Source organism: Advenella sp. EE-W14, from assembly GCF_012923605.1.
GTDB classification, from domain to species: domain Bacteria; phylum Pseudomonadota; class Gammaproteobacteria; order Burkholderiales; family Burkholderiaceae_B; genus Advenella; species Advenella alkanexedens.
The window spans coordinates 127,164-153,401 of the sequence record NZ_JAAVNG010000009.1 but is presented as its reverse complement, the minus strand read 5'-3'; the positions used below and the strand labels follow the sequence as shown (position 1 = coordinate 153,401).

The 26,238-nt window shown below is 47.4% G+C and carries 21 protein-coding genes; 4 read left to right on the top strand and 17 right to left on the bottom strand.

Translation table 11 applies throughout. The features are described from left to right. Position 1 precedes the first annotated feature (1 nt). The 10 genes from HCX92_RS08000 to rpsB form a co-directional block, all read right to left on the bottom strand. Complete coding sequence (locus tag HCX92_RS08000) at positions 2-607, bottom strand: OmpH family outer membrane protein (protein WP_169294424.1); 606 nt, start codon at positions 605-607, stop codon at positions 2-4. 105 nt (positions 608-712) lie between these two features. Next, complete coding sequence (bamA, locus tag HCX92_RS07995; protein WP_169294423.1) at positions 713-3,082, bottom strand: outer membrane protein assembly factor BamA; 2,370 nt, start codon at positions 3,080-3,082, stop codon at positions 713-715. 103 nt (positions 3,083-3,185) lie between these two features. After that, entirely contained in the window at positions 3,186-4,517 is a 1,332-nt protein-coding gene (rseP, locus tag HCX92_RS07990) for an RIP metalloprotease RseP (protein WP_169294422.1), read from the bottom strand. A 17-nt stretch (positions 4,518-4,534) separates the two neighbouring features. After that, a complete protein-coding gene (locus HCX92_RS07985) occupies positions 4,535-5,710 on the bottom strand; it encodes a 1-deoxy-D-xylulose-5-phosphate reductoisomerase (RefSeq protein WP_169294421.1) in 1,176 nt (391 codons plus the stop codon). A 6-nt stretch (positions 5,711-5,716) separates the two neighbouring features. Next, a complete protein-coding gene (locus HCX92_RS07980) occupies positions 5,717-6,589 on the bottom strand; it encodes a phosphatidate cytidylyltransferase (RefSeq protein WP_169294420.1) in 873 nt (290 codons plus the stop codon). Positions 6,590-6,602: 13 nt separating this feature from the next. Further along, positions 6,603-7,358 (bottom strand): polyprenyl diphosphate synthase, encoded by a 756-nt coding sequence (gene uppS, locus HCX92_RS07975; RefSeq protein WP_169294419.1) that lies wholly within the window; start codon positions 7,356-7,358, stop codon positions 6,603-6,605. Positions 7,359-7,396: 38 nt separating this feature from the next. Next, complete coding sequence (gene frr, locus HCX92_RS07970) at positions 7,397-7,957, bottom strand: ribosome recycling factor (RefSeq protein WP_169294418.1); 561 nt, start codon at positions 7,955-7,957, stop codon at positions 7,397-7,399. Between the two features lie 10 nt (positions 7,958-7,967). Continuing rightward, the gene (gene pyrH, locus HCX92_RS07965; protein WP_169294417.1) at positions 7,968-8,684 is read right to left on the bottom strand and encodes a UMP kinase; all 717 of its coding nucleotides are present in this window, start codon (positions 8,682-8,684) and stop codon (positions 7,968-7,970) included. Positions 8,685-8,804: 120 nt separating this feature from the next. Beyond that, positions 8,805-9,677 carry a translation elongation factor Ts gene (tsf, locus tag HCX92_RS07960; protein WP_169294416.1) on the bottom strand — a complete coding sequence of 291 codons (873 nt, stop codon included), beginning with the start codon at positions 9,675-9,677 and terminating at the stop codon, positions 8,805-8,807. Positions 9,678-9,817: 140 nt separating this feature from the next. Next, positions 9,818-10,573 carry a 30S ribosomal protein S2 gene (rpsB, locus tag HCX92_RS07955; RefSeq protein ID WP_169294415.1) on the bottom strand — a complete coding sequence of 252 codons (756 nt, stop codon included), beginning with the start codon at positions 10,571-10,573 and terminating at the stop codon, positions 9,818-9,820. Between the two features lie 212 nt (positions 10,574-10,785). Here rpsB and map point away from each other — a divergent pair, with 212 nt between their 5' ends. The 4 genes from map to HCX92_RS07935 are packed head-to-tail and all read left to right on the top strand — an operon-like array spanning position 10,786 to position 15,414. After that, positions 10,786-11,586 carry a type I methionyl aminopeptidase gene (gene map, locus HCX92_RS07950; protein ID WP_169294414.1) on the top strand — a complete coding sequence of 267 codons (801 nt, stop codon included), beginning with the start codon at positions 10,786-10,788 and terminating at the stop codon, positions 11,584-11,586. 3 nt (positions 11,587-11,589) lie between these two features. Continuing rightward, the gene (locus HCX92_RS07945; protein ID WP_211182319.1) at positions 11,590-14,208 is read left to right on the top strand and encodes a [protein-PII] uridylyltransferase; all 2,619 of its coding nucleotides are present in this window, start codon (positions 11,590-11,592) and stop codon (positions 14,206-14,208) included. After that, complete coding sequence (locus HCX92_RS07940; RefSeq protein ID WP_169294413.1) at positions 14,208-14,903, top strand: MarC family protein; 696 nt, start codon at positions 14,208-14,210, stop codon at positions 14,901-14,903. Before HCX92_RS07945 ends, HCX92_RS07940 begins: the two co-directional genes overlap by 1 nt. A gap of 13 nt (positions 14,904-14,916) precedes the next feature. Continuing rightward, on the top strand, positions 14,917-15,414 hold the full coding sequence (locus HCX92_RS07935; RefSeq protein ID WP_169294412.1) for a disulfide bond formation protein B: 498 nt from the start codon (positions 14,917-14,919) through the stop codon (positions 15,412-15,414). Here the strand turns inward: HCX92_RS07935 and purF are convergent. The 7 genes from purF to aceE all read right to left on the bottom strand — a co-directional run bounded on the left by purF (position 15,411) and on the right by aceE (position 26,029). Then, positions 15,411-16,943 carry an amidophosphoribosyltransferase gene (gene purF, locus HCX92_RS07930; protein WP_169294411.1) on the bottom strand — a complete coding sequence of 511 codons (1,533 nt, stop codon included), beginning with the start codon at positions 16,941-16,943 and terminating at the stop codon, positions 15,411-15,413. The two genes, HCX92_RS07935 and purF, sit on opposite strands and share 4 nt — an antisense overlap. Positions 16,944-16,973: 30 nt before the next feature. Beyond that, a complete protein-coding gene (locus HCX92_RS07925) occupies positions 16,974-17,465 on the bottom strand; it encodes a CvpA family protein (RefSeq protein WP_169294410.1) in 492 nt (163 codons plus the stop codon). A gap of 6 nt (positions 17,466-17,471) precedes the next feature. Continuing rightward, positions 17,472-18,389 carry an SPOR domain-containing protein gene (locus tag HCX92_RS07920; RefSeq protein ID WP_248290023.1) on the bottom strand — a complete coding sequence of 306 codons (918 nt, stop codon included), beginning with the start codon at positions 18,387-18,389 and terminating at the stop codon, positions 17,472-17,474. Positions 18,390-18,431: 42 nt separating this feature from the next. Then, complete coding sequence (gene folC / locus HCX92_RS07915; RefSeq protein WP_169294409.1) at positions 18,432-19,724, bottom strand: bifunctional tetrahydrofolate synthase/dihydrofolate synthase; 1,293 nt, start codon at positions 19,722-19,724, stop codon at positions 18,432-18,434. 120 nt (positions 19,725-19,844) lie between these two features. Beyond that, positions 19,845-21,599 (bottom strand): dihydrolipoyl dehydrogenase, encoded by a 1,755-nt coding sequence (gene lpdA, locus HCX92_RS07910; protein ID WP_169294408.1) that lies wholly within the window; start codon positions 21,597-21,599, stop codon positions 19,845-19,847. Between the two features lie 15 nt (positions 21,600-21,614). Continuing rightward, positions 21,615-23,309 (bottom strand): dihydrolipoyllysine-residue acetyltransferase, encoded by a 1,695-nt coding sequence (gene aceF, locus HCX92_RS07905; protein ID WP_169294407.1) that lies wholly within the window; start codon positions 23,307-23,309, stop codon positions 21,615-21,617. Between the two features lie 11 nt (positions 23,310-23,320). Then, entirely contained in the window at positions 23,321-26,029 is a 2,709-nt protein-coding gene (gene aceE, locus HCX92_RS07900; RefSeq protein ID WP_169294406.1) for a pyruvate dehydrogenase (acetyl-transferring), homodimeric type, read from the bottom strand. Positions 26,030-26,238 lie beyond the last annotated feature (209 nt).

The following is a 26,238-nucleotide window of genomic DNA, read 5'->3' as shown; positions in this document are numbered from 1 at the left end:
CTTATTTTTTATCCAGTGCTTTAATAACGATATCGGTGATATCAATACGCGCACTGACAGTTACCGCATCTTGAACAATCAGATCGTAATTCTCTTTTTCAGCGATGTCACGAATGGCTGCATTGGCTTTATCTACAATACCGGAAAAAGCCTCATTACGACGACGATTGAAGTCTTCCTGAAATTCACGACGTTTACGCTGAAGATCGGTATCAAGGTCAGCCAATTCACGTTGAGCCTTTGTACGCTCCGCATCTGTCATGACCGGTGCATTTTTATCAAATTGCTCTGCTTTGCTACGCAGGTTATTAGCCAGCTTTTGCAGCTCTTCATCTCTTTTTTTAAATTCAGTTTCGATTTTGTCCTGTGCTTCTTTTGCTGGCGCAGAATCACGAAGGATCTTTTCAGTATTAACGAACCCGATTTTCAACGGGCTGGTGCTGGAGGTTTCTGCCGCAGCTTCAGTCTTTGTTTCTGTCCCTTCGGTTGTTTTTTTTGCTTGTGCGAATACAGTCGGTGCTGTCAATGAAAGACCGATAACTGATGTTGCAAGCAACATACCAACTTTACGTTTGCCGAAAGTATTTTTTGCCAAACTTGAACTCATGAAAATAACCTTATAATGTAAAAGGAATTATATAAAAATTCGTTCACCAGGATTATTTCAAAAAATCCTGATGATTAAATACCTGTTAAAGTTTGTGTATAACCATTAAAATGCAGTGCCAATCTGGAACTGGAAGGATTCTTTATTATCACCTGGTTTTGCACTGATTGGGCGAGCATATGAAATTTGCAATGGGCCCAGCGGAGACTGCCATGACAAACCCACACCGGCAGAATAGCGCCAGTCACACGGCTTTTCAACCAGACCACCATTATTTGCATTACCGTTAGTGCAGGCAGTTTTACCTGACACACTCACTTTACCGGCATCGGCAAACACAAACCATCGCAGGGTGCGGTCATTTTGTGTGCCTGGGAAAGGCAGATACAACTGTAAATTGGCAATCACACGGGTAGAGCCACCTAAATAGTCACCTGAAACCAGATCACGTGGGCCCAGAGAAGCTCCTTCATAACCGCGAACGGAACCAATACCACCGGCATACAGATTCTTGATGACAGGGAAGGGCTTTTTGCTGTCCAAGCTTCTACCGTAGTCGGCGCCAAGGTTGAAGGCAAGCGTATAATCTTTACCCAAAGGCAAATAGTATTGTTGCTGGGCACTTAGCATATAGTATTTCAAATCGCCTACGCCAGCCGTTGCCATAAGTGATGTGTAGTAGCCTTTACTTGGTGCAAGTGCGCTGTCGCGAGTATCTTTGGCCCAGCCAAGGTTAAACAGGAAAGTGTTGGTGGATTCACCATAAATATCCACAAAGTCACGATAAGCTTTCGGAATAATATATCCGGAATCGGCACTGGGTAATTCAATCTTGTTGTTTTCAAAGGTCAGACCCATGAAAATACGGTCATTTTCAGAAATGGGCACCCCGAAATTCATACCCAAACCAATCGAACGTGTCCGGTAGTTATCTTCGTCCTGATCTACATTTGAGTTGTAAGGGCGGTCAATGCGGTAATACAAAGAAGTGGTACGACTGATTCCGCTTGAAGTCCAGTATGGATCTGTGTGTGTGATAACGGCGGCACGGTTTCGTTTGCTGGTATTGACCTGTAAGCCCAAATCGGTACCACTACCAAAAATGTTTTCCTGGCTGATACCACCGTTAAACGAAAGTTTATCGGTAGAACCATAACCCACACCAAGGTTAATCATGCCGGTAGGTTTTTCCTTGACGTCAACAATGATGTCTACCTGATCGTCAGTACCTGCTACGGGAGCCTGGTTAACCTGCACCTCGTTGAAATAACCCAAACGATCTATGCGCTCCTGAGAGGTGGTCAATTGAGCAGCATCATACCAGGCCGCTTCTTGCTGGCGCATTTCACGACGAATAACCTTGTCACGTGTACGTACATTACCGCCAATATCAATACGGCGCACATAAACTCGCTTGCCCGGATCAACAAAAAAAGTAAGATCGGCCTCGGTAGTACCGGGGATCGTAACCGGATTTGGCGTTACCGTGGCAAAGGCATATCCCAGTTCGCCCAGGCGGTTTTTAATGGCGGCAACCGTCTCTCGTGCTTTTGAGGCATTGAATACCTCACCGGGTTTCTGTATTAACATTGACTCAAGCTCGGTATTCAGATCAAGCAGATCACCGGCAAGTTGAACCTTACGTAAAGTATAAGGTTCACCTTCACTGATCGTCATGTTGATGGAGATATCTTCCCGGTTGGGGGAAATGGTAACCTGGGGCGGTTCCATATTGAAATCCAGGTAACCGCGATCAAGATAGAAGCCTTTGATGGTTTCTGTATCCTGTTCGAGTTTTTCACGTGAATATTTATGAGTGCCTGTATACCACGTCATGAAACCAGGTGTGGTAAGGCTTAACTCATCAAGCAGTTCGCTTTCGGAAAAAGCCTTGTTGCCGACAATATTGATATCTTTGATACGGGAAGAAACACCTTCATCAACCGTAAAACTGATACCCACCCTGTTATTGGGCAAAGGTGTGAGCGTTGATGTGACGTCGACACCATAATGCCCCTTGACGACATATTGCTGGCGAATTTCCGTGGTGGCGCGATCCAGAAGTGCAGGATCAAGTGCCCGACCGGTACCAAAACCCACTTGTGAAAGTGCAGTGGTAATGGCCTTATTGTCAAAAGCGCGCATTCCTTCAAAGGTAATGGAAGTAATAAGCGGCCGCTCTACAACATTGACCTGGACAATATTGTTTGCCGTATTGATTTTAACATCATTGAAAAGGCCGGTTGCATACAGACGACGGATGAGGTCTGAGGCCTGCTCTTCGGTAAATGTGTTACCAACCTGTACGGGCATGTAACTGAATACCATTGAAGGCTCTGTACTTTCCAGGCCTGTAACCTGGATATCCTTGATGACAAAGGGTGAAAAGGCAAACGCTGCCTGCGGTATTAATAATGTGGCGATAAGAGAGGGAATCGCTTTTTTTCTTATATATGTCATCGGACGAAAAGACATTCGGACTATCCTTGATTAATATTCAGTTAGAACATAACATGCGATTGTAAGGCAGAAATTCCTTATTTGCCAGCAAAAACCCGCTCTTTGACGCATCAAAAACTCATAAGACACGGGCAATGTCATTTACAAATGCAAATATCATCAAAAACAGCAATAATGAATAACCAACCATCAGGCTTTTTTCCTGAACCTGCTCGGGCAAGGCTTTTTTCCTGACCATTTCAATCAAACAAAAAACCATTTGACCGCCATCAAGTCCAGGAATGGGAATCAGGTTCAGAACCCCGATACTGACCGTAATAAGCGCTATAAACTCGATGAATTTATCAAGACCCACCTGGGCGGACTGACCCGCATAATCGGCAATGGCGATGGGGCCGCTAATGTTTTTCCAAGACAACTGTCCCGTGACCATTTTCCCAAGCATTTTCAAAGAAAACCAGGCCGTATCAAAGGTTTGCACAGTTGCCAGATATATGCTTTCAAAAATACCATAGCGCACGGTAAGGGTCGGGTATTGACCAGAAAAAGCCACCCCGATCTTGCCTGTGGCCTGGCCATTTTCATTAAACTCGGCACGTGGCGTAACATTAAGCGACAACTCGGTATTATTCCTTGAAATCAGCAAGGGCAAGGTTTTATCTGGATTTGCCTGTATGAATGAGATCAAGTCAGTAATGCTTATATCCTCGTGAGTACCTGCATTCAATACCAGGTCTCCATGCCTGAGTCCAGCCTGCTGCCCTGCCCCATCATCAAGAACATTGGCAACACGGGGCTTGGGTGCCATTAATGCAAGACCCGCCTGCCCCATTAAATCAACGCCTTCCAGCGTGCCCGATACTTTTGGAAAGTGTATGGATACCTCACGTGTTGCGCCATTTGGATTCTGCAGCAACAGCGTGGAATCAGCACCCGTGGCAAGTGGTTCAAGCAGGGCTAAACGGGCCTCAGCCCATCCTTGCACATCCATGCCATTTACCGCCAATACCCTGTCTCCACCTTTGATGCCAGCCATATAGGCAGCCGTTTCGGGCGCAGGTTGGGCAAGGTATGGGACAGGCTCTGTGGTTCCAGTAATTTTCATCCCGGAATAAATAATGATCGCCAGTAAAAAACTGAAGAAAGGACCTGCACCAAAAATAACAAACCTTTGCCAGGGCGTTTTCTGGCTAATAGCTCTGGCGGCCTCCCGTGGCGAGGAGCCCGCCAGCGGTTCAGCAAGCGGTTTCACATAGCCACCCAGAGGCAGGGCCGAAACTGCCCATTCAGTACCATGTTTATCGGTTCTTTTAAAGAGGACCTTTCCAAAACCCAGCGAAAAGCGCTCTACTCTTACGTTGTAATAACGGGCAGCAAAATAGTGCCCCAGCTCATGGAAAACAACCACGACACTGATGGTAATGATAAAAAAAAGCAGATTAAAAAGCATCAAGATCCCCAGGCTGATCAATGTGTAGCGTTTAACAATTCACTGGTGTGACTTCTAGCCATGGCATCAAGCTCGAAGACATCATCTATATGACACAAAGCGCCTTTGACAGTTCCTGCAAAGCCATCAAGCATTTTTTCTATGGTCACCGCAATATCGGTGAATTTTATTTTGTTTTTAAGGAAATAATCCACGGCCACCTCATTGGAGGCATTAAGCACCACACAATCTGCCTGACTGGATTTCAAGGCATCAAAGGCAAGCCGAAGGCAGGGAAACCGCTGATAATCAGGCAACTCAAAATTAAGTTGCAACAAACGCGAAAAATCAAAGCTCTCGGTATTGCTTTCAATCCTATCCGGGTAACCCAATGCATAGGAAATGGGAATCCGCATATCAGGATTTCCCAATTGCGCCAGCAAAGAGCCATCGATATATTCAACCAGGGAATGAATCGTACTTTCAGGATGAACCAGGACATCAATCCGGGAGGCATCAACATCAAACATCCATTTCGCCTCTATCACCTCGAGACCCTTGTTTAGCATGGTTGCTGAATCAATGGATATTTTTCGTCCCATGGACCAATTGGGATGCTTGCATGCCTGCTCGGGGGTTACCGCTGAAAGCCCTGCAGGGTCAATGTTGCGAAATGGCCCACCCGAAGCCGTAAGAATAAGGCGTTTTACCTGAGCGTTATATTTTCCATTGGGAAGACATTGAAAAATGGCATTATGCTCGCTATCAAGCGGTAACAAAGTGGCATTGTTTTTTCTTACTGTTTCCATAAACAGAGAGCCTGCTGCAACCAGTGCCTCTTTGTTGGCCAATAAAATCCGCTTTCCTGCCTGTGCGGCGGCAAAAGCAGATGGCAAACCGGCCGTTCCCACGATAGCAGCCACAACCGTATCAGCCTCCGGATCACGAGCTGTTGCACACAATCCCTCTGAACCAATACGTATTTCAGGCATACTTACCTCTGAAGGCCAAAGTTGCCTGAATGTTTTTTCTGCTGCCACATCAGGAACGATTACAACCTTTGGATGATGAACCAGGGAGAGCTCAAGCAATTTTCGAATACGACTATGAGCACTTAACGCATATACGGAAAAACGATCCGCGTGTTTGTGAATAACATCCAGCGTACTATCGCCAATGGAACCGGTGGCACCAAATATCGCTATGTTTTGCATAATAAATCAATGAATAAGTAAATACCAGATCAACACTGCAATCGGACTGACTGACAATATTGAGTCCAGACGATCCCAGGCACCACCATGACCAGGCAATAAATTGCTGGAATCCTTGAAACCTGCCCGCCGCTTCAGCAGTGACTCATACAGGTCTCCTAGAATGGAATAAACCGCCAGCAGCAAGCCCACTGCAGGCACAAGAAGAATGGAAGACTGTTTTAAAATGAAATGGGAAAAGCTATTGTCGATAAAGGCACTGGCCAGCATCCAGATCATGGAGGCCAAGATACCACACAAGGCACCCGAACGGGTTTTTCCCGGACTGATTTTAGGCGCGAGCTTCTCACCTCCGAAATGCTTGCCACCAAAGTAAGCAAAAATATCGGCACACCAGATTAAAATCAGGTAAGAAAAAACAAACCAGGCTCCATGAATGAAATACATGGCAATGATGGCATACCAGGTTGCCACAATGGTGATAAAACCAAATATGGCATGTAAAAAATTTTTTCCAATAGAGTCAAGCCGGGCCCGGTAAAGGACTACCGGAATAATCAACAACCAGACAAGCGCACTAAGCACAACAAAAAACAGGCCTGTATTGTTGAATATGGATAAATATAATGCGTCACCAGCCATTATTTTGGGTAGAAAAACAGAACCACCTACAAATAACACAAAAAGGGCGACACCCCCGACAAGCTCAATCCCTTTTTTTTGGCATGTTTGAGGCAAAGCAAGCCTTAACCATTCCCAAAAAGCAGCGGCTGCGGCCAGGCTGACAAAACAGTTAAAATACGCCGGGTTTGGTATTGAAACAACCGCAACCAGAACCGCCAAAAGAATAATGGCTGTTATGACTCTTTGGCCGAGCATGAATGCCCCCTTGTTATTTTGTTTTAAGCTGTGCGCTGGTGCGCCCAAACCGGCGTTCACGTCCCCGGTACCACTCAAAAGCCAACTCCAGATCTTTCTCTTTGATGTCTGGCCAGTAAGTATTGGTAAAATAAAGCTCTGTGTAAGCCAACTGCCAAATCATGAAATTTGAAATGCGGCTCTCCCCCCCCGTTCTGATAAACAGGTCGGGTTCTGGTGCCCAGGACATGGCGAGATAACTGCCAAGCAGTTGCTCATTGATTAACGCTGGATCCTGAACGGCTTGCGGATTTTCAGCAACCAGACGCTTTATGGCCTGCAGAATATCCCAGCGGCCCCCGTAATTGGCAGCAATTGTCAGGGTCATTCTAGTATTACCGCTGGTTTTTTCCTGAGATTGCAGAATCAGTTGTTGGAGTTTTGGCTCAAACTGAGACAAATCACCCACGACCTTCAGACATATGTCATTTTCATTCAGGCGTTTGACCTCCCGCTCCAGAGTGCGAATAAAAAGACGCATGAGCAACGAGACTTCATCTTTAGGACGACGCCAGTTCTCTGAGCTGAATGCAAACAGGGTCAGATAGCTGACGCCGCTTCTGGCGCAATGCTCGACAACTTTACGTACCGCCTGCACGCCACGGACATGCCCTGCCGTACGAGGCATTTTTCGATCGGTTGCCCAGCGGCCATTGCCGTCCATAATAATGGCAATGTGCTTTGGCACATCATGGGTTTCCGGAATATCAAGTGTCGAACTCTGAATCATTGGCAAATTTCAATTAATGTAAAAATATAAGCCAACGCTTAAACTTTCATGATTTCGGCTTCTTTTTGAGAAACCAGGGTATCAATTTCAGACACGAATTTATCCGTCATTTTCTGGATATCATCCTGACCACGACGCTCATCGTCTTCCGAAATTTCTTTCTCTTTCACCATTTTCTTAAAAGTGTCATTGGCATCACGTCGCAGATTACGAATTGCAATTTTAGCATCTTCACCTTCGTTTTTAACCACTTTGGTCAGATCACGGCGACGCTCTTCCGTTAAGGCAGGCATTGGCACACGCAAAAGCTCACCCATCGCAACGGGATTCAAACCCAGATCTGATTCACGAATCGCCTTTTCCAACGGTCCGGCCATGTTTTTTTCCCATGGCTGAACACTGAGTGTGCGCGCATCAATCACATTCACTGCCGCAACCTGGCTGACAGGAACCATTGAACCGTAATACTCAACCTGCACGTGATCAAGCAGCGCAGCAGAGGCTCGACCCGTACGAATTTTTGACAAATTGTTTTTCAGCGTCTCAATGGATTTACTCATCCTGGTTTCAGCTGATTTCTTTACTTCTGAAATACTCATTGCATATCCTTTATACGTGAACTAACGTGCCTTCATCTTCACCGCAAACAGCTCTTTTCAGGGCACCCGGCTTGTTAATTGAAAAAACCATAATAGGAAGTTTCTGGTCACGACACAAAGCAAATGCCGTTGCATCCATCACTTCAAGACGACGGGTAATGGCCTCATCAAAACTGATGCGCGAATATTTTGTCGCGGTAGGATCTTTATTGGGGTCCGCAGAATAAATGCCATCGACTTTCGTGGCTTTCATGACAATTTCAACACCCATTTCCGCACCACGCAATGCGGCAGCGGTATCCGTGGTGAAGAATGGGTTTCCTGTGCCGGCAGCAAAAATAACCACTTTCTTCTCTTCCAGATAACGCAAGGCCTTGGGTCGAATATAAGGCTCTACCACCTGATCAATATTCAATGCAGATTGAACCCGTGCAACAACACCGTGGTTTTTAAGTGCATCTTGCAATGCCAGGGCATTCATGACTGTTGCCATCATACCCATGTAGTCTGCGGTTGCCCTGTCCATGCCTTGCGCTCCGGGCGCCACGCCACGGAAAATATTACCGCCGCCAATGACAATAGAAAGCTCTATTCCCAACTTCGCAACCTCAGCAATTTCTTCCGTCATGCGAATAATCGTTGCTCGATTAATGCCATAAGCATCGTCACCCATCAAGGCTTCGCCGGAAAGCTTTAAAAGAACGCGTTTAAATTTATTGCCACTCATGCCAAGGCATCCTTAAAAAAATTAACATGCTATTGTAACAAGTCCGGAACAAGACTTTTGCAGTTTTCAAAAATAATCCCCTTAAAAGGGGATTATTTTTATCAGGCGAAAATGCGTGATTTAGTTACCGGTAGCAGCAGCAACCTCAGCAGCAAAATCTGTAACCTGTTTTTCAATACCTTCACCGACCACAAACATGGCAAAGCTGGAAATAGAAGCTTTTTTCTCTTTCAGCATTTGCTCAACCGTTTGTTTGTCATTTTTCACGAATGGCTGGGTCAACAAGGTAACTTCCTTGAGGAATTTGGCAATAGAACCCTCAACCATTTTGGTAACGATATCGGCAGGTTTACCAGACTCTGACGCTTTTTGCTCTGCAACAGAACGTTCTTTCTCGATTTCCTCGGCAGGTACACCGCTGGCATCGATCGCTTTAGGCTTGGTGGCAGCAATGTGCATGGCCAGGTCTTTACCCACTTCAGGATCACCCGCGAACTCAACCAATACACCAATACGACCACCGTGAACATAGCTGGCCAACAGGTTTTCGGTTTCGATCCGCTTGAAGCGGCGAATAGACATATTCTCACCAATCTTGCCAATCAGGGCTGAGCGTGTTGACTCTACGGTACCCTCAGCAAATGGCAGGGCAGACAGTGCCTCAACGTCAGCAGGATTTTCTTTGGTAATCAATTCAGCCATTTGATTGACGAAGTTAATGAAGTCTTCATTTTTCGCAACAAAGTCAGTTTCGCAGTTGATTTCAACAACAGCACCTGTTTTGCCATCTTCAGCAATAAAAAGACCAACCAGACCTTCAGCAGTAACACGCGAAGCGGCCTTGCTGGCTTTGCTACCCAGCTTGACACGCAGGATTTCCTCGGCGCGAGCCAAGTCACCATCAGCTTCTGTCAGGGCTTTTTTGCATTCCATCATGGGCGCATCTGTTTTCTCGCGCAGTTCCTTAACCATCGCAGCAGTAATCGCAGCCATTTTTACTCCAGTATTTTTAAAGTCGCCCCGACTGGGCGGGGCGAATTGAATTTACAAATATAATTGATCAGCCTTACGGGATCAATTGACAACACACACGACTTTCATGACACATGAAAATTGTGCAGAATGCTGTCATATTAATTGTTGTCGTCTTCCTGAACTTCTTCAACGAACTCTTCTTCGACCTCAACAATGGTCTCAACCAGACCATTCAGGCTTTGCTCACGGCCCTCAAGGGCGGCATCAGCTACGCCTTTAGCGTAAAGGGCGATTGCTTTGGCAGAGTCATCGTTACCAGGAATAACGTAGTCGATGCCATCAGGAGAGTGATTGGTATCAACAACGGCAACAACTGGAATACCCAGCGTACGGGCTTCCTGGATGGCAATTTTGTGGTAGCCAACGTCAATAACGAACAACACATCGGGCAAGGTGTTCATGTCTTTGATACCACCGATGGATTTGTTCAGTTTTTCCAGTTCGCGTTCGAACATCAGGGCTTCTTTCTTACTCATGCGCTCGGTGCTGCCATCTGCAACTGCAGCTTCCATTTCTTTCAGGCGCTTGATAGAGCTTTTGACAGTTTTAAAGTTGGTCATCATGCCACCCAACCAGCGACTGTCAACATAAGGCATACCTGCGCGTGTTGCTTCTGCCGCAATCGTTTCACGAGCAGCACGTTTTGTACCAACAAACAGGACTTTACCACCGCGAGCGGTTGTCTGGCGAACAAATTTCATTGCTTCCAGGTAGTTGGCTACGGTTTTTTCCAGGTTGATAATGTGAATTTTGTTACGGCTGCCAAAAATGTACTGAGACATTTTGGGATTCCAGTAACGGGTTTGGTGACCAAAGTGTACACCTGCTTCCAGCATTTCACGCATTAATGACATAATATAAAACTCCAAAGGGTTAGTTCCTGTGTATTTTTAGCATTGATTTATTTTTTAAAATCAACACCCTAGGAAAAAATACACGCGATTTACTGCTTAATTGAAAATAAAAATAAGTGGTACAATCTATGCTTTCCACCACTTCTCCTTACCCCACAATTTCAGGTAAGCCCACCATTCTACTATCTTTTTTATAATTTACTCAAGCAGTTATGCCAATTTTAACAAATCAAACTGATATCGACCAAATGCGGGACGCCTGCCAAACAGCCGCCTCTGTTTTGGATTATATTGCGCCATTCGTCAAACCAGGTGTCACAACCGGTGAAATCGACCGCCTGTGCCTTGCCTACATGACCGACATCCTGAAAGTCAAATCGGCCACCATTGGTTACGCGCCACCCGGACACCCCCCCTATCCAGGCAGTGTATGCATTTCTGTGAATCACGTTATTTGCCATGGTATCCCGGGAGATAAAAAACTCAAGAACGGAGATATCCTTAATATTGACGTTACGGTTATTAAAAACGGCTGGTATGGTGACACAAGCCGTATGTTCTATGTCGGCGCCCCTTCAATTCTGGCAAAACGTCTTGTTGAAAACACCTACGAGTGTATGTGGCTTGGCATACAGCAAGTCAAACCTGGCGCAACCATTGGCGATATTGGCCATGCCATTCAGAAACATGCCGAATCCCATGGGTTTTCAGTGGTACGTGAATATTGTGGTCACGGTGTCGGACGCAATTTTCATGAAGAACCGCAAATATTGCACTTTGGCAAGCCCGGAGAAGGCCAGAAACTGGAAAAAGGCATGGTTTTTACCATAGAACCCATGATTAACGCCGGTCGTAGAGAATCACGTTTACTGGCCGACCAATGGACAGTCGTTACACGAGACCATAGTCTTTCCGCGCAATGGGAACATACGCTCATTGTTACCGAAACCGGTTATGAAATCCTTACCACCTCACCCGGCATGCCAGCCCCACCCGCTTTTATCAAACAATAAAAAATGAATATCACCAGCAAAGTACTCCTTATTAAACAACAAATTAACGAGCAGCAAAAGCATCTTTTTGACTCATACAGACAACAAAAAATAAGACCGGATACTTTGCTGGTATCATTACGCAAGGTCATAGACCAGGCATTTAAAAACCTGGTCGAATTCTATCCTCTTCCCCAACATGCCGCACTTTGTGCCGTAGGAGGTTATGGAAGAGGAGAACTTTACCCCTTTTCCGATATTGATATTCTTGTCCTGCTCAGACAAGACCCGGAACCCAAAGAAAAAATCGAACTTGAGTCTTTTGTCGCAATGCTATGGGATCTTGGTCTGGAAATTGGCCATAGTGTTAGAACCATTGAACAATGCCTTGAAATATCAAAAACAGACATAACGATAGAAACCTCGCTACTTGAGTTGCGTTTTTTACTGGGCAATCGAAAACTGGCTCTTGAACTGAATAAAAAATTCCGTGACCAACTAAATCCGCGCGAATTTTTCCTGGCCAAAAAGCTCGAATTGCAACAGCGTCATGCCCGCTTCAATGACACCCCCTATTCACTTGAGCCCAACTGCAAAGAGTCTCCAGGAGGCCATAGGGATCTGCAGCAAATACATTGGCTTGCCACGGCCGCGGGAATGGGACCAAGCTGGCGAAATCTGGTTAGCGCAGGATTAATGACCGATGATGAATCAAGCAAGTTGAAAAAAGCCGAACAGGAATTCAAGCGACTGCGGATTGAACTTCATTTACTGGCCAACAAACGTGATGATCGGCTGCTTTTTCATACTCAACCGGTATTGGCGGAAATTTATAAAATAAAACCCCAAGACAGCAAACGTCCCAGCGAAGTGCTCATGCAACGGTATTACAATTCAGCACGAATTGTTTATCAGCTCACCCAATTCATGATGCAAAATTTCCAAGACTATTTTTTTCCTGTCACCAATCCTATGCGGGTGGATATTGATGAGGACTTTTGCAGCATTCAGCAAAGACTCGACATCAAGGCGGATGATGCCTTTGAGCGCAAGCCCCAGTTACTGCTAAAGTCGTTTTTGGTCATGCAGCAGCACCCCGAGCTTACCGACATGACCGTTCGTACACAGCGAGCCATCTGGAGTTCTCGCTTCAGGATAGACGCCCAATTCAGACGCAACCCGGTCAACCGGCGTCTTTTTTTACAAATACTGCAATCTCCCGTAGGCATTGTGCATAACCTGCGCCGCATGACAATGTTGAATGTCCTGCCCATGTACATCCCTGCCTTCAAAAATGTGGTTGGCCAGATGCAGCATGATTTGTTTCATGTCTATACTGTCGATCAACATACCTTGATGGTGATTCGTAACCTGCGACGCTTCACCATGCCGGAACATGCCCGTGAATACCCGCTCGCCAGTCACCTGATTGCTTATTTTGAAAAGCACTGGCTTTTGTATGTGGCCGCCCTTTTTCATGATATTGCCAAAGGACGGGGTGGAGACCACTCCGAACTGGGTGCCATTGAAGTCCGAAAATTCGCCAAAGACCACAAACTTGAACCGCAAGACGCCCGCTTGGTTGAGTTTCTGGTCGAGAATCATCTTGTCATGTCCCAAGTGGCGCAAAAACAGGATCTGTCAGACCCTCAGGTTATACAGAATTTTGTTGATCTGGTAAAAACCGAGCGTTACCTGAGTGCGCTTTATTTGCTAACCGTGGCTGATATCCGTGGCACCAGCCCGAAAGTCTGGAGTGCCTGGAAAGGCAAACTTCTTGAAGATTTGTACAATCAGGCCCTGGCTGCCCTGGGAGGAGCACAATTGGATCGCAGCAGCATTCTGGCCCAACGCAAAAATGAAGCGATGGCATTAATCAGCCTGGCCGGACTGGACGATGAGGACCGGGATGCATTCTGGTCAAAAATGGATGTTGCCTACTTTCTGCGCCATGATCCCCAGGAAATTGCCTGGCATACCCGGCAACTCTATAAGTCGGTTTCCACCACACAAACCATTGTGAAAGCCAGACCTACCGATAAGAATGAAGGCATTCAGCTGCTGGTTTATACCAAGGATAAAGAAAACCTGTTTGAGTTGATCTGTTCCTATTTCTATGAAAACCAGATTAACATTCTTGATGCCCGCATTCATACCAGCAATGAAGGCTATGCACTGGACAGCTTTATTATTGAAAGCCTTGCTTTTGGAGAAGACACCCGTTCTTACGTTCCCATTATTGAACATGGCCTTGCCGATAAAATCACAAAAAAACAGCTCGAAGACTTTCAGTGCGTACTTAAGCGAAGATCCCGGTTCAGCATGTCGCCCGGCATTCGTCGTTCACGAACCTTTCCCATTGTACCCAGTATAGAGCTCCAGCCCGATGAGCATAGCAAATCCTGGCGACTTTCAATTACAGCCACAGATACTCCGGGTATACTATACAGCCTTGCATCTACGTTCAGCAGGCACAACATTAATCTTCAAATGGCCAAAGTCATGACCTTGGGTGAGCGCGTAGAAGACGTTTTCATTCTTGATGGAGCCACACTTGAAAACCCGCGCACACAGCTGCTGTTTGAACGTGATTTGCTTGAAACCCTGAAATACCTTACCTATCCGGATACCCGCATCAAATAATGAACGAGTATTTTTATTTTATAAGTCGCAGCTTCCTGTTCGTTGTAGGTACTTTGCTGCCACTCGTCAACCCACCTGCAGTAACCCCTATCTTCTGGACCATGACCAGTGGCGCCAGCAGTGCCACACGTGCTCTTTTGGCAAAAAGAATCGCCATTAATGTACTTATCATGCTTGTTTGTGCAACCGTAGGTGGCAATATTGTCCTGAGCTTTTTTGGCATTTCCTTGCCGATTGTCAGAGTGGCAGGCGGAATTCTGGTGGTGGCCAGCGCCTGGCAGTTGCTTAATGCCAAAGACAACGACATGCTTCACGCTGAAAAACTGGCCGAGCAATTCACCATGGAAAAAGTCAAGGCACATGCTTTTTTTCCATTAACCTTTCCCATTACCTGTGGACCGGGCAGTATTTCCGCCGCCATCACAATTGGCGCCACGATTCAAAGTTCCAGTCCAACCTATAGCCTGCTCAACCTGACTGGAACCCTTACAGGTATTTTGTTTGTTGCAATTGTTGTGTATCTTTGCTTGCGTTATGCCGCCCAATTCCTTTATAAACTCGGCTCTACCGGAACAGCGGTTTTCATGAGGCTGTCAGCTTTTATCCTGCTTAGCATTGGTGTACAAATTGTTTGGAACGGTGCATACGAGCTTATAATGTCTCTTTCGGGCGATATTGCCAAACTTCATTCCTGAACAAAGTTTATCCATGACACAAAAAATACTGAATACAATTGCATTGGCCTGTCTGGTTGCGGTTGGCTTTGCCCTATTCTGTCAATACTTTCTTGATATGCCCCCATGCGCCTGGTGTGTTTTGCAACGCCTCATACTCCTGATCATCGCTGCGGTTTGCCTGCTGGCCAATTTTTTTCGTTCAGGTATCGCAAAAAAGATATTTTCCCTTATCACAGGCGGACTGGGTGTTTGTGGTGTTCTTTCTGCATGGTACCAATATAGCGTGGCTTCTGTGATGTTTTCCTGTGACATGACATTTGCCGACCGTTTCATGGCCAAAACAACGGGTTTGGATGCCGCTGTACCATGGCTGTTTGGTATTTACGCCACCTGCATGGATGCCCGGGCAGAATTATTTGGCGTTGAATATGCCATCTGGAGCCTGCTGCTATTTGCTGTAATTGTTATTGCTTCATTGGCAGTGTTATTCAGAAAGAACAACACTGCCCGGTCAATGATTAGCGACTAGTAATTTGAGCCGTTATTTGCAGCGTAACCCATATTGAATTGCAAGCCACCCTGTGGCTCTGTATTGCCACCCTCTTTATGGCGGGTGTCGTGAAGACGCTTCAAATAAGCCTCATCAATATCGCCGGTCACATATTTCCCATCAAAGCAGGATGCCTCAAATTGGGTAATATTTGGGTTCAAATCATGAATGGCCCGTTTAAGATCCTCAAGATCCTGATACACCAAGCCATCAACACCAATTTCCTTGGCCACTTCCTCGGGGGTCCTGCCTGTTGCGATCAGATCATCCTGTGAGGGCATGTCAATACCATACACATTAGGATAACGCACGGCTGGCGCAGCAGAAGCAAAATAAACCTTCTTGGCACCTGCCGCCCTGGCCATGTCCACAATTTCACGACTTGTCGTGCCGCGCACAATAGAATCATCAACCAACAAAATGTTTTTCCCCTTGAATTCCATGCTCATGGCATTCAATTTTTGCCGCACTGATTTTTTACGTACTGCCTGGCCGGGCATAATAAAGGTACGTCCGACATAACGGTTCTTGATAAATCCTTCGCGGTATTCCAGCTTAAGATGGGAAGCCAGCTCCATCGCAGCAGGTCGTGAGGAATCAGGAATAGGCATTACCACATCAATATCACTTAAACGCAATTGCTTGGCAACTTTATTGGCAAGATATTCACCCATTTTAAGGCGGGCGTTATAAACGTTAACACCGTCAATGGTTGAGTCAGGCCGGGCAAAATAAACATACTCGAACAGACAAGGAGTCAGGACAGGATTTTCAGCACACTGTTGAGAGGTAACATTGCCATCAAGATCGATAAAGACCGCTTCGCCAGGCTGTATATCACGTACAAAATCAAACCCGATACCTTCAATGGCAACAGACTCTGATGCCACAATCCACTCGACACCCTGCTCAGACTCTGAGCGTCCCAGACACAATGGGCGAATGCCAAACGGATCACGAAAAGCCAGCATGCCATAACCGGCAATATGGGCGATAACGGTATACGCCCCTTTTACCCGTTTATGAAGTGACGCCACCGCTTTGAAAATCGTGTCAGTATCCAAAGAGATACCTTGCGATGCATTTTGCAGCTCATTGGCAAGCACATTCAACAACACCTCGGAGTCGGAATTGGTATTGATATGACGACGATCCACCCTAAACAGCGACTCGCGCAATTCACGCCAATTAGTCAGATTACCATTATGGGCAAAAGTGATGCCAAAAGGCGCATTCACATAAAACGGCTGCGCCTCTTCAAGGCTGTCGCTTGAACCGGCCGTGGGGTAACGCACCTGCCCAATACCCGAATTACCCGGCAATGACCTCATGTTACGTGTTCTGAACACATCCCTGACCAGACCATGTGCCTTGAACATATTAAAGTTATTGCCGTTTGCCGTTGCTATACCCGCCGCATCCTGGCCACGATGCTGCAATAAAAGCAGGCTGTCATATATCAATTGATTAACAGGAGAACGACCGACGATCCCGACTATTCCACACATATTGTGTATACCTATTTTTAACGATGAAAACTACTGATAAGGCAGGTAAGATCCCACACTCTCGGGCAATAACTGCGCAATCAGCTTGATCAGATTGACAGCCGCCCCTGAAAAACGTGCATTTACCCACCATTGTTCCTGAGGAAAAGGAGTGTATCCCGCAATAACGACAAGCACAAGAACAATAAGAACGCCCCGTGCCAATCCAAATATAATTCCAAATCCCTGATCCGCCGGGCCAAGACCGGTTTTTTCGATCAGCGTGCCAAGGGTCAGGTTAAGCAAACCCACCACCAGCAAAACACCAATAAAGGTCAACCCGTAACCAATACCCATACTTAACAGGGAGTTATCAATCAATGTCTGGAACCAGGGATAGACCTGAGGCCCCCACCAGACAGCACCAACAAATGCGGCAACATAGGCCATTAATGAGAAAAACTCCTTCAGGAACCCTCTCATTAACCCAAGCAAACCAGACACGGTCACAATGCCTAGCGCTATATAATCAAATTCGGTCACAATGATTTAATTGGCAGAAATAAATCCATTATCGTAACCCAGCGTGCGCAAACGGGTTTGTGCAGCCTGGGCCGCTTCGCGCGAATTGAATGGACCCACGCGAAGACGATACTGCTGTTTGCCATTAACCATGGCACTTTGTACATATGCATTGGAAACGCCAGAGGCAATTAATTTTTCACGTCTATCCTGGGCATCTTTTGAAGAAGAATAAGATGCCACCTGGAGGGAGTAATTCCCACTGGTTACCTTGGGAGAGCTTTTCGGCTTGACTGAAGGACTGCGCCCCTCCAGCAAAGCCAGTGCACGTGATCCGTCATCAGTTCGTTCGGTTTCTTTAATGGTAATGCGATTATCAGGCCCCTTAACCTCTGCCGGTTTGCTACGCTCTGGCTCGGGTTTTTTGACGACTTCCCTGGAATCGGGTGTACGTGTAGTGGCTTTGACCTCTTGCTCTGCCAGATTCTGGGTTTCGTTGCCTGTCACAATGGCAGTACCGGAAGCGACTGATTCAACAGGCGTTTCCTGCTGTTGCTCGGAAACAATGGCGGTATCAGAGGCTACGGAACCGGTTACCTGTACATCACCGGCAACTGTTCCGTCTGTGTTGACGAGCTGGGAAGTTGACGCGCTGCCATTGGACTCGACCCCTGGCGCGGTAACGACAGACAGGGTTCCGGCCACATTGGCATCATTGTTGCCGCCCGTCACTAAAGGAGCCATCGGCGGCAATTGCTGAATTTCAGGAGAATCATTCGTATTAAGAACAGCAGGAACCACGATAATTGCCAAAACAATCAATACAATAGCACCAATCAGCCGATTGCGAGCCTTGGCCTTGAGCGCCTGTTGCTCTGACTCGCTCATGCGTGTACGAGACCGCTGGCGTTGATACTGGTTATTTTGTGAATTGAACAATCCCATATAAATCCTTGTTGAGCGTTAACTTTACGGTCAATCAACCCTTTATTTATTTAGCTTTTGCATAACGGCAGCCACCGTTACAAATGAACCAAAAACCACAATTCTATCATCGTTACCCATTTTTTCCCGGGCGGATTCGTAGGCGCTTACAGGTGTATCATAGACCGTAACGGTTGGCAAACCGTCTTTATCTGCCGGGAAAAGAGCCGTAATTTTATTGGCAATATCCTGACCCGAGCGGGCTCGGTCACCTGGCAAACTTGCGCAATACCAATGATCGATACGCCGCCCCATTTTTTTAAGGACTTCCTCACAATCCTTGTCATTCAGCATGCCAATAACACCATGGGTATATGGGAAGTAAGCCATGCCATCAAGATTGTGTGCCAGCACAGCGGCAGCGTGCGGGTTATGGGCAACATCAAGGATCACGGTAGGCTGACCAGGCAGAATCTGGAACCGACCCGGCAAGGATGCCTGCAACAAACCTTCACGGATAGCCTGAATCGGCACGGCAAGACGACCACGAAGCGATTCGATGGCAGCCAGGGCTGCTGATGCATTTAACAGTTGGTTTGCCCCACGCAAAGCGGGATAGGCCAAAGCATTGCGACGCTGCGTACGCCCGGCAAACGCCCATTGCTGTTTATCACCCGCATAATTGAAATCTTTGCCGAACAGCCATAAATCCGCATCTATGCGCTTGGCATAATCAAGAAGGGATTGTGGGGGTTCAGGGTCACTGCAAATGGCTGGCTTGCCTGCCCTGAAAATATGCGCTTTTTCAAATCCGATTTCTTCCCGGGTATTGCCCAGCCACTGGGTATGATCGATATTCACGCTAGTGACAATGGAGCAATCGGCATCAACGATATTGACCGCATCGAGGCGGCCACCCAAACCCACTTCCAGTACGGCAACATCAACATTATGCCGCTTGAACAGCAGCAATGCCGCCAGCGTTGTATACTCGAAGTAGGTAAGTGTAATCTCTGCACGTACTTTCTCTATGTGTGCCAGTTGCGCAATGATTGAGGCATCATCTGCAATGATGCCATTCAGGCGGATGCGTTCATTGAAATGAACCAGGTGTGGCGAGGTGTACATACCAACCGAATAACCCGCTGCCAGGTAAATGGACTCTAGCATGGCACAGGTTGAACCCTTGCCATTTGTGCCACCCACGATAATTTTCACACCAGACCAATCAACATCAAGGCGTTTGGCCACTTCATTGATACGATCCAGACCCATATCAATGGACGTTGAATGAATGGATTCAAGATAAGCCAGCCATTCATCAAGAGAATGCTGTTCAGTAGGTACGGCAGTCATTTCAATATAAAAAAATACATAACGGTTAATCGACTATTTTAAGCGACACCAAGAAAAAACTCTCTTGATTTTCCAGAAAACCGGAAAATAAGAGAGCTTTAATCTTGCAAGCCAAAAGCGTTATTTACGTCTGCCTGGTGGCAAGTCGGTACAACTGCCATGAGCCGCTTCCGCTGCCATGCCAATCGATTCACCTAAAGTCGGGTGTGGGTGGATAGTCTTGCCAATATCCACCATATCAGCGCCCATTTCAATGGCCAGTGCCACTTCACTGATCAGGTCGCCCGCATGGGTGCCCACAATGCCCCCCCCAAGAATCCGATGAGTCTGAGCATCAAATATGAGTTTGGTGAAACCTTCATCACGCCCATTGGCAATAGCCCTGCCCGATGCCGCCCATGGGAAAAGACCTTTCTCGATCTTGATTCCCTCTTTTTTGGCTTGCTCTTCCGTCAGTCCAACCCAAGCCACTTCAGGGTCTGTGTAGGCAACCGAAGGAATGACACGGGCATCAAAGAAGCTTTTCTGCCCGGCAATCACTTCAGCAGCCACATGCGCTTCATGAACAGCCTTGTGAGCCAGCATGGGTTGCCCCACCAGATCCCCAATGGCATAAATATGAGGTACATTGGTGCGCATTTGCTGGTCTACCGCAATGAAGCCGCGATCACTGATCTGCACACCCGCTTTTTCAGCACCGATTTTATTGCCATTCGGAGAGCGTCCCACCGCCTGCAGTACCAAATCGTAGCGCTGAGGTTCTTTGGGTGCACTTTCACCTTCAAACGTCACCCAAATGCCATCCTCTTTTGCTTCGGCTGCCACCGTTTTCGTGTTCAGCATGATGTTGTCAAAACGGGAGGCGTTCATTTTTTGCCAGACCTTAACCAGATCCCGGTCTGCCCCCTGCATTAAGCCATCCTGCATTTCAACCACATCAAGACGAGCACCCAATGCGGAATAGACGGTACCCATTTCAAGCCCGATAATGCCACCACCAACGATAAGCATTTTCTTGGGAATGGATTTAAGCTGAAGCGCACCGGTGGAATCAACAATACGATCATCCTCTGGCAGGAAAGGCAGTTTTACCGACTGGCTACCAGCCGCAATAATGGCGTTTTTAAATGCCAGCACCTGGGTTGTACCATCAGGCTTGGCAACCGACAGATGATGACTGTCTGAAAACTCGCCAACACCGGTTACCACCGTTACTTTACGAGCCTTTGCCATGCCGGCCAGGCCACCGGTAAGTTTGCCGATAACACTGTCTTTATAGTCACGCAGTTTATTCAGGTCGATCACCGGCTCACCAAAAACAATACCATTGGCGGCCAGGTGTTTGGCCTCTTCCAGCACGGCCACATTATGCAACAGGGCCTTGGACGGAATGCATCCCACATTCAGGCACACACCACCCAAGGTAGAGTAACGCTCTACCAATACCACTTTCAGGCCAAGGTCTGCGGCACGGAAAGCGGCAGAGTATCCACCGGGACCGGCACCCAGCACCAGGACATCATAAGCATCTTCTGACACTGCCACTGAAAGACGGGATGCACCGGTGGCAGGTGAGGTATCGGCAACAGGCGTTGCAGGCGCACTGGCAGCAGGCTTCCCGACTTTTGCCTCGGCACCATTGCTTTCAAGCTTTAAAATCACACTTCCTTGTGCAACCTTGTCACCCAACTTAACATTGAGTGCCACTACCTTGCCAGCAACAGTAGAAGGGATTTCCATAGAAGCCTTATCAGACTCTACGGTAATCAGGCTTTGTTCTTCGGCAATCACATCACCGGGCGCGACCAGGATCTCAATCACTTCAACGCTATCAAAATCGCCAATATCAGGTACTTTGACTTCAATTTGACTCATTTTCAACCCCTGCGCTTAGATTAATACCCGACGGAAATCCGCCAGCAATGAGGCCAGATAGGCATTGAAACGGGCAGCCAAGGCACCATCAATAACCCTGTGATCGTAGGACAATGACAGAGGAATGGTCAAGCGCGGTTCAAAGGCCTGTCCGTTCCATACCGGTTTATATGAAGAACGGCACACACCCAGAATAGCCACTTCAGGCGCATTAATGATGGGCGTAAATGAGGTGCCGCCAATACCTCCGAGTGAGGAAATCGTGAAACACCCGCCCTGCATTTGTGAAGGTGACAATTTTCCGTCACGAGCCAGCTTGGCCAGTTCTGCGGTTTCTTTGGCAATTTCGGAAATGCTTTTCTTATCGGCATCTTTAAGAACCGGAACCACCAAACCGTTTGGTGTATCAGCGGCAAAACCGATGTGGTAATATTTTTTCATCACCAACTGGTCACCATCAAGCGAAGCATTGAATTCCGGGAATTTCTTCAGGGATGCAACGACGGCCTTGATGATGAATGCCAGCATGGTGAACTTGATACCTGCTTTTTCATGCTCTTTGTTCAACTTCACACGGAGCGCTTCCAGCTCGGTAATGTCCGCCTCATCGTTATTCGTTACATGAGGAATCATGACCCAGTTGCGATGCAGGTTTGCGCCTGAAATCTTTTTAATGCGCGACAGGGGTTTGGATTCGATCGGTCCAAACTTGGCAAAATCAATTTTCGGCCAATCCAGTACTGACAAGCCGCCACCAACACTTGAGCTGCTCGTGGTAGAACGTGTGCTCATGGCCGCCGTCAGGGTTGCCTTCACATATTTGCGCACATCATCCTGGGTAATCCTGTGCTTTTCACCCGTTCCTTTCACCTGCGCAAGATCCACGCCAAGTTCACGGGCAAACTTACGCACGGAGGGAGAGGCATGGGGCAAGTTGCGGCTTGGCATCATGGTGGATGCAAAGGAAGCCGTGGGAGAAACCCTGAACTCGGAAGGGACTGTTGCGGTCTCATCAATGCGGTCTGAGCTGGGCAGTTTTGTCATCGTTTCTGCGGCCTGAACCACCTGTTCGGGCTGCGCAGGAACGGAAACAGGCGCTGCCGCGACTTGTTGTCCGGTGGGGCTCAAGGTCAGAACAACAGAACCTTTGGAAACCTTGTCACCCACCTTCACTGCCAGGGAAGTCACCGTTCCGGCATGTGATGAAGGAATTTCCATGGAAGCCTTGTCAGACTCCACCGTAATCAGGCTTGACTCGACATCTACCGTATCACCCACTGACACCAGAACCTCAATGACCTCTACCTCGCTGAAGTCCCCAATATCAGGCACCACAACATTGATCACATCCCCTGCCGCTGCAGGTGCTGAAGATGACGTTGCCTGCACAGGCGCCTGACTGACAGCGGGTGACGAGTCGGGAGCAGTAGTAGTCTTGGCAGCCGATGCAGGCTGATCAACGACATTATCTGCGGCTTCAAGCTCCAGAATGACACTACCTTCTTTCACCTTGTCACCCAGTTTGACTTTCAGACTTTTAACAATACCTGCATCCGAGGACGGAATTTCCATTGAGGCCTTATCTGACTCAACCGTTACAAGGCTTTGTTCAGCCTCTACCCGATCGCCAACAGCAACCAGCAACTCAATGACTTCAACTTCACTGAAATCTCCGATATCCGGCACTTTAATTTCTAACAATTTACTCATGTCGAAAAACCTTATGCGTGATGTGGGTTGGCTTTAGCGGGGTTAATATCATATTTCTTAATGGCTTCGGCAAGTTTTGAAGCAGGAATCTTGCCTTCATCAGCAAGGGCTTTCAATGCTGCCAATACCACAAAATGGCGATCAACCTCAAAGTGTTCTCTTAGTTTGAAGCGGAAATCCGAACGGCCAAAACCATCAGTACCCAGGACCTTGTACTCACGTCCGGCAGGAATGAATTCGCGAATCTGATCGGCAAACAGCTTCATGTAGTCGGTAGAGGCAATAATCGGGCCTTCCGACTCTTGCAGTTTGTGAGTCACATAAGGAACTTTTTGTTTCTTGGCAGTGGGATGCAGCAAGTTGTAGCGGTTGCAATCCAGGCCATCACGCCGGAGCTCTGTAAAGCTGGTCACACTCCAGACATCAGAACCAATACCCCAATCCTGCTCAAGCAGTTTCTGGGCTTCAATCACTTCCAGCAAAATAGTGCCGGAACCCAGCAACTGTACGCGGAACTCTCCCTTGTCGACAGAGCTGAACTTGTAAATACCCTTGATGATGCCCTCTTCATCACCCACTCGCAGACCTGGCTGCGCATAGTTTTCGTTCATTACCGTCAGGTAATAGAAAACGTTTTCCTGATTCTCAACCATACGCTTGAGGCCGTCTTGCATAATGACAACCAATTCGTGCGCAAAAGCAGGATCATAAGAAACACAGTTGGGAATCGTGGAGGACAGGATATGGCTATGTCCATCTTCATGCTGCAGGCCTTCACCGTTCAATGTGGTGCGGCCGGCGGTACCGCCCAGCAAGAAACCACGGGCCTGCATGTCGCCTGCAGCCCAGGCAAGATCACCAATTCGCTGAAATCCAAACATCGAGTAATAAATGAAGAATGGAATCATGATGCGGTTATTGGTGGAATATGAAGTAGCCGCTGCAATCCATGATGCAAAAGCGCCTGCTTCGTTAATGCCTTCCTGCAACAACTGTCCGTTGGCGGTTTCCTTGTAATACATCACCTGATTCTTGTCGACCGGGGTGTATTTTTGCCCTTCAGGTGCATAAATACCTATCTGACGGAACAGACCTTCCATACCGAAAGTGCGTGACTCATCGGCCAGAATAGGCACGATACGGTCACTAATATTCTTGTCCCGGAGCAATTGGTTCAGGAAACGTACAAATGCCTGCGTGGTTGAGATTTCACGTCCTTCTGCCGTTGGCTCAAGAATGGTATTGAATTTATCCAGATCGGGCACTTTCAGCTTTTCTTCTGCTACCGCTCTTCGGGCTGGTAAATAACCACCCAGTTTCTGGCGCTGTTCCCTGAGATACTTCATTTCTGCGGAATCCTCAGAAGGTTTGAAGTATGGCAAATCGGCCAGTTTGTCATCAGGGATGGGAATATTGAATCGATCACGGAATTCACGGATGGAATCGAGATCCAGTTTTTTCTGCTGGTGGGCAGGGTTTTTACCTTGCGCAACGTGACCCAGACCGTAACCTTTAATGGTTTTGGCCAGAATGACAGTAGGCTGACCTTTGGTTTTAACCGCAGCATCAAAGGCGGCATACACCTTGTTGGGATCATGGCCACCACGATTAAGGCGCCAAATTTCCTGATCGCTCATGCGGCTGACCATCTCAAGCAATTTGGGGTGCTTGCCAAAAAAGTGTTCGCGCACATAAGCACCATCATTGGCCTTATAGGCCTGGTATTCACCATCTACGGTTTCTTCCATGACACGACGCAAAATACCTTCTTTGTCGCGAGCCAGCAACGGATCCCAGTAACTGCCCCAAATCAGCTTAATGACATTCCAGCCACTGCCACGGAAATCACCCTCCAGTTCCTGGATGATTTTGCCATTACCACGAACCGGGCCATCAAGACGCTGCAGGTTGCAGTTGATCACAAAAATAAGGTTATCCAGTTTTTCACGGGCAGCCAGGCTGATAGCGCCCAGGGATTCCGGCTCATCCATTTCGCCGTCACCACAGAAGACCCACACTTTACGATTACTGGTATCTGCAATACCACGCGCATGCAGATACTTGAGAAAACGAGCCTGATAAATGGCCATCAAGGGGCCAAGACCCATTGATACCGTAGGGAACTGCCAGAAATTGGGCATTAACTTGGGATGGGGATATGAAGACAAGCCTTTGCCACCCACTTCCTGACGGAAACTGTCCAGCTGCTCTTCGGTGAGGCGGCCTTCAAGATAAGCCCGGCCGTAGACACCTGGTGAAGAGTGTCCCTGGAAATACACCAGATCACCGCCATGTTCGGCCGTTTCACCATGCCAAAAATGGTTTTGTCCACAACCAATCATGGTGGCAAGCGATGCGAACGAAGCAATGTGACCACCCAGATCGCCACCATCAGCGGGCTCGTGGCTATTCGCCTTCACAACCATGGCCATGGCATTCCAGCGCACATACGAGCGGATGCGTTCTTCAAGGGCCAAGTTGCCAGGGTTGGGGGGTTCCAGTCCGGGAGGAATGGTATTTACATAAGCTGTATGTGGAGAAAACGGGATATTCGATCCTGAACGACGGGCCAAATCAATTAGTTTTTCCAGTAAAAAATGCGCTCTTTCAGGGCCTTCACGGTCCAGCACGGCTTCAAGCGCCTCAAGCCACTCTTGCGTTTCAACTGCATCAACATCGGCGATTTGTGCAATTTTTTGTTTGAGATCAGGCGACGACATCGTTTTCTCCTGTTAGGATTTGCTATCCGCAAATCATTTATTTTCTAATATTGTTCTGCTCCCATTAAAGCACACTGTACCTTAAAAGCAGAATACGGCAATGCATGCCACCCACGTCTGAAGTGGCCAAATATAAATAATGCGACTTCTATTCTATGAGACAGCCAGCATTCGCACAAGCTAAATTTTATATAATGATATATGTTTTC

Coding starts and splice junctions, on each gene's coding strand:
- HCX92_RS08000 (WP_169294424.1), bottom strand. CDS start 607: ATGAGTTCAAGTTTGGCAAAAAATACTTTCGGCAAACGTAAAGTTGGT.
- bamA (WP_169294423.1), bottom strand. CDS start 3,082: ATGTCTTTTCGTCCGATGACATATATAAGAAAAAAAGCGATTCCCTCT.
- rseP (WP_169294422.1), bottom strand. CDS start 4,517: ATGCTTTTTAATCTGCTTTTTTTTATCATTACCATCAGTGTCGTGGTT.
- HCX92_RS07985 (WP_169294421.1), bottom strand. CDS start 5,710: ATGCAAAACATAGCGATATTTGGTGCCACCGGTTCCATTGGCGATAGT.
- HCX92_RS07980 (WP_169294420.1), bottom strand. CDS start 6,589: ATGCTCGGCCAAAGAGTCATAACAGCCATTATTCTTTTGGCGGTTCTG.
- uppS (WP_169294419.1), bottom strand. CDS start 7,358: ATGATTCAGAGTTCGACACTTGATATTCCGGAAACCCATGATGTGCCA.
- frr (WP_169294418.1), bottom strand. CDS start 7,957: ATGAGTATTTCAGAAGTAAAGAAATCAGCTGAAACCAGGATGAGTAAA.
- pyrH (WP_169294417.1), bottom strand. CDS start 8,684: ATGAGTGGCAATAAATTTAAACGCGTTCTTTTAAAGCTTTCCGGCGAA.
- tsf (WP_169294416.1), bottom strand. CDS start 9,677: ATGGCTGCGATTACTGCTGCGATGGTTAAGGAACTGCGCGAGAAAACA.
- rpsB (WP_169294415.1), bottom strand. CDS start 10,573: ATGTCATTAATGCGTGAAATGCTGGAAGCAGGTGTACACTTTGGTCAC.
- map (WP_169294414.1), top strand. CDS start 10,786: ATGCCAATTTTAACAAATCAAACTGATATCGACCAAATGCGGGACGCC.
- HCX92_RS07945 (WP_211182319.1), top strand. CDS start 11,590: ATGAATATCACCAGCAAAGTACTCCTTATTAAACAACAAATTAACGAG.
- HCX92_RS07940 (WP_169294413.1), top strand. CDS start 14,208: ATGAACGAGTATTTTTATTTTATAAGTCGCAGCTTCCTGTTCGTTGTA.
- HCX92_RS07935 (WP_169294412.1), top strand. CDS start 14,917: ATGACACAAAAAATACTGAATACAATTGCATTGGCCTGTCTGGTTGCG.
- purF (WP_169294411.1), bottom strand. CDS start 16,943: ATGTGTGGAATAGTCGGGATCGTCGGTCGTTCTCCTGTTAATCAATTG.
- HCX92_RS07920 (WP_248290023.1), bottom strand. CDS start 18,389: ATGGGATTGTTCAATTCACAAAATAACCAGTATCAACGCCAGCGGTCT.
- folC (WP_169294409.1), bottom strand. CDS start 19,724: ATGACTGCCGTACCTACTGAACAGCATTCTCTTGATGAATGGCTGGCT.
- lpdA (WP_169294408.1), bottom strand. CDS start 21,599: ATGAGTCAAATTGAAGTCAAAGTACCTGATATTGGCGATTTTGATAGC.
- aceF (WP_169294407.1), bottom strand. CDS start 23,309: ATGAGTAAATTGTTAGAAATTAAAGTGCCGGATATCGGAGATTTCAGT.
- aceE (WP_169294406.1), bottom strand. CDS start 26,029: ATGTCGTCGCCTGATCTCAAACAAAAAATTGCACAAATCGCCGATGTT.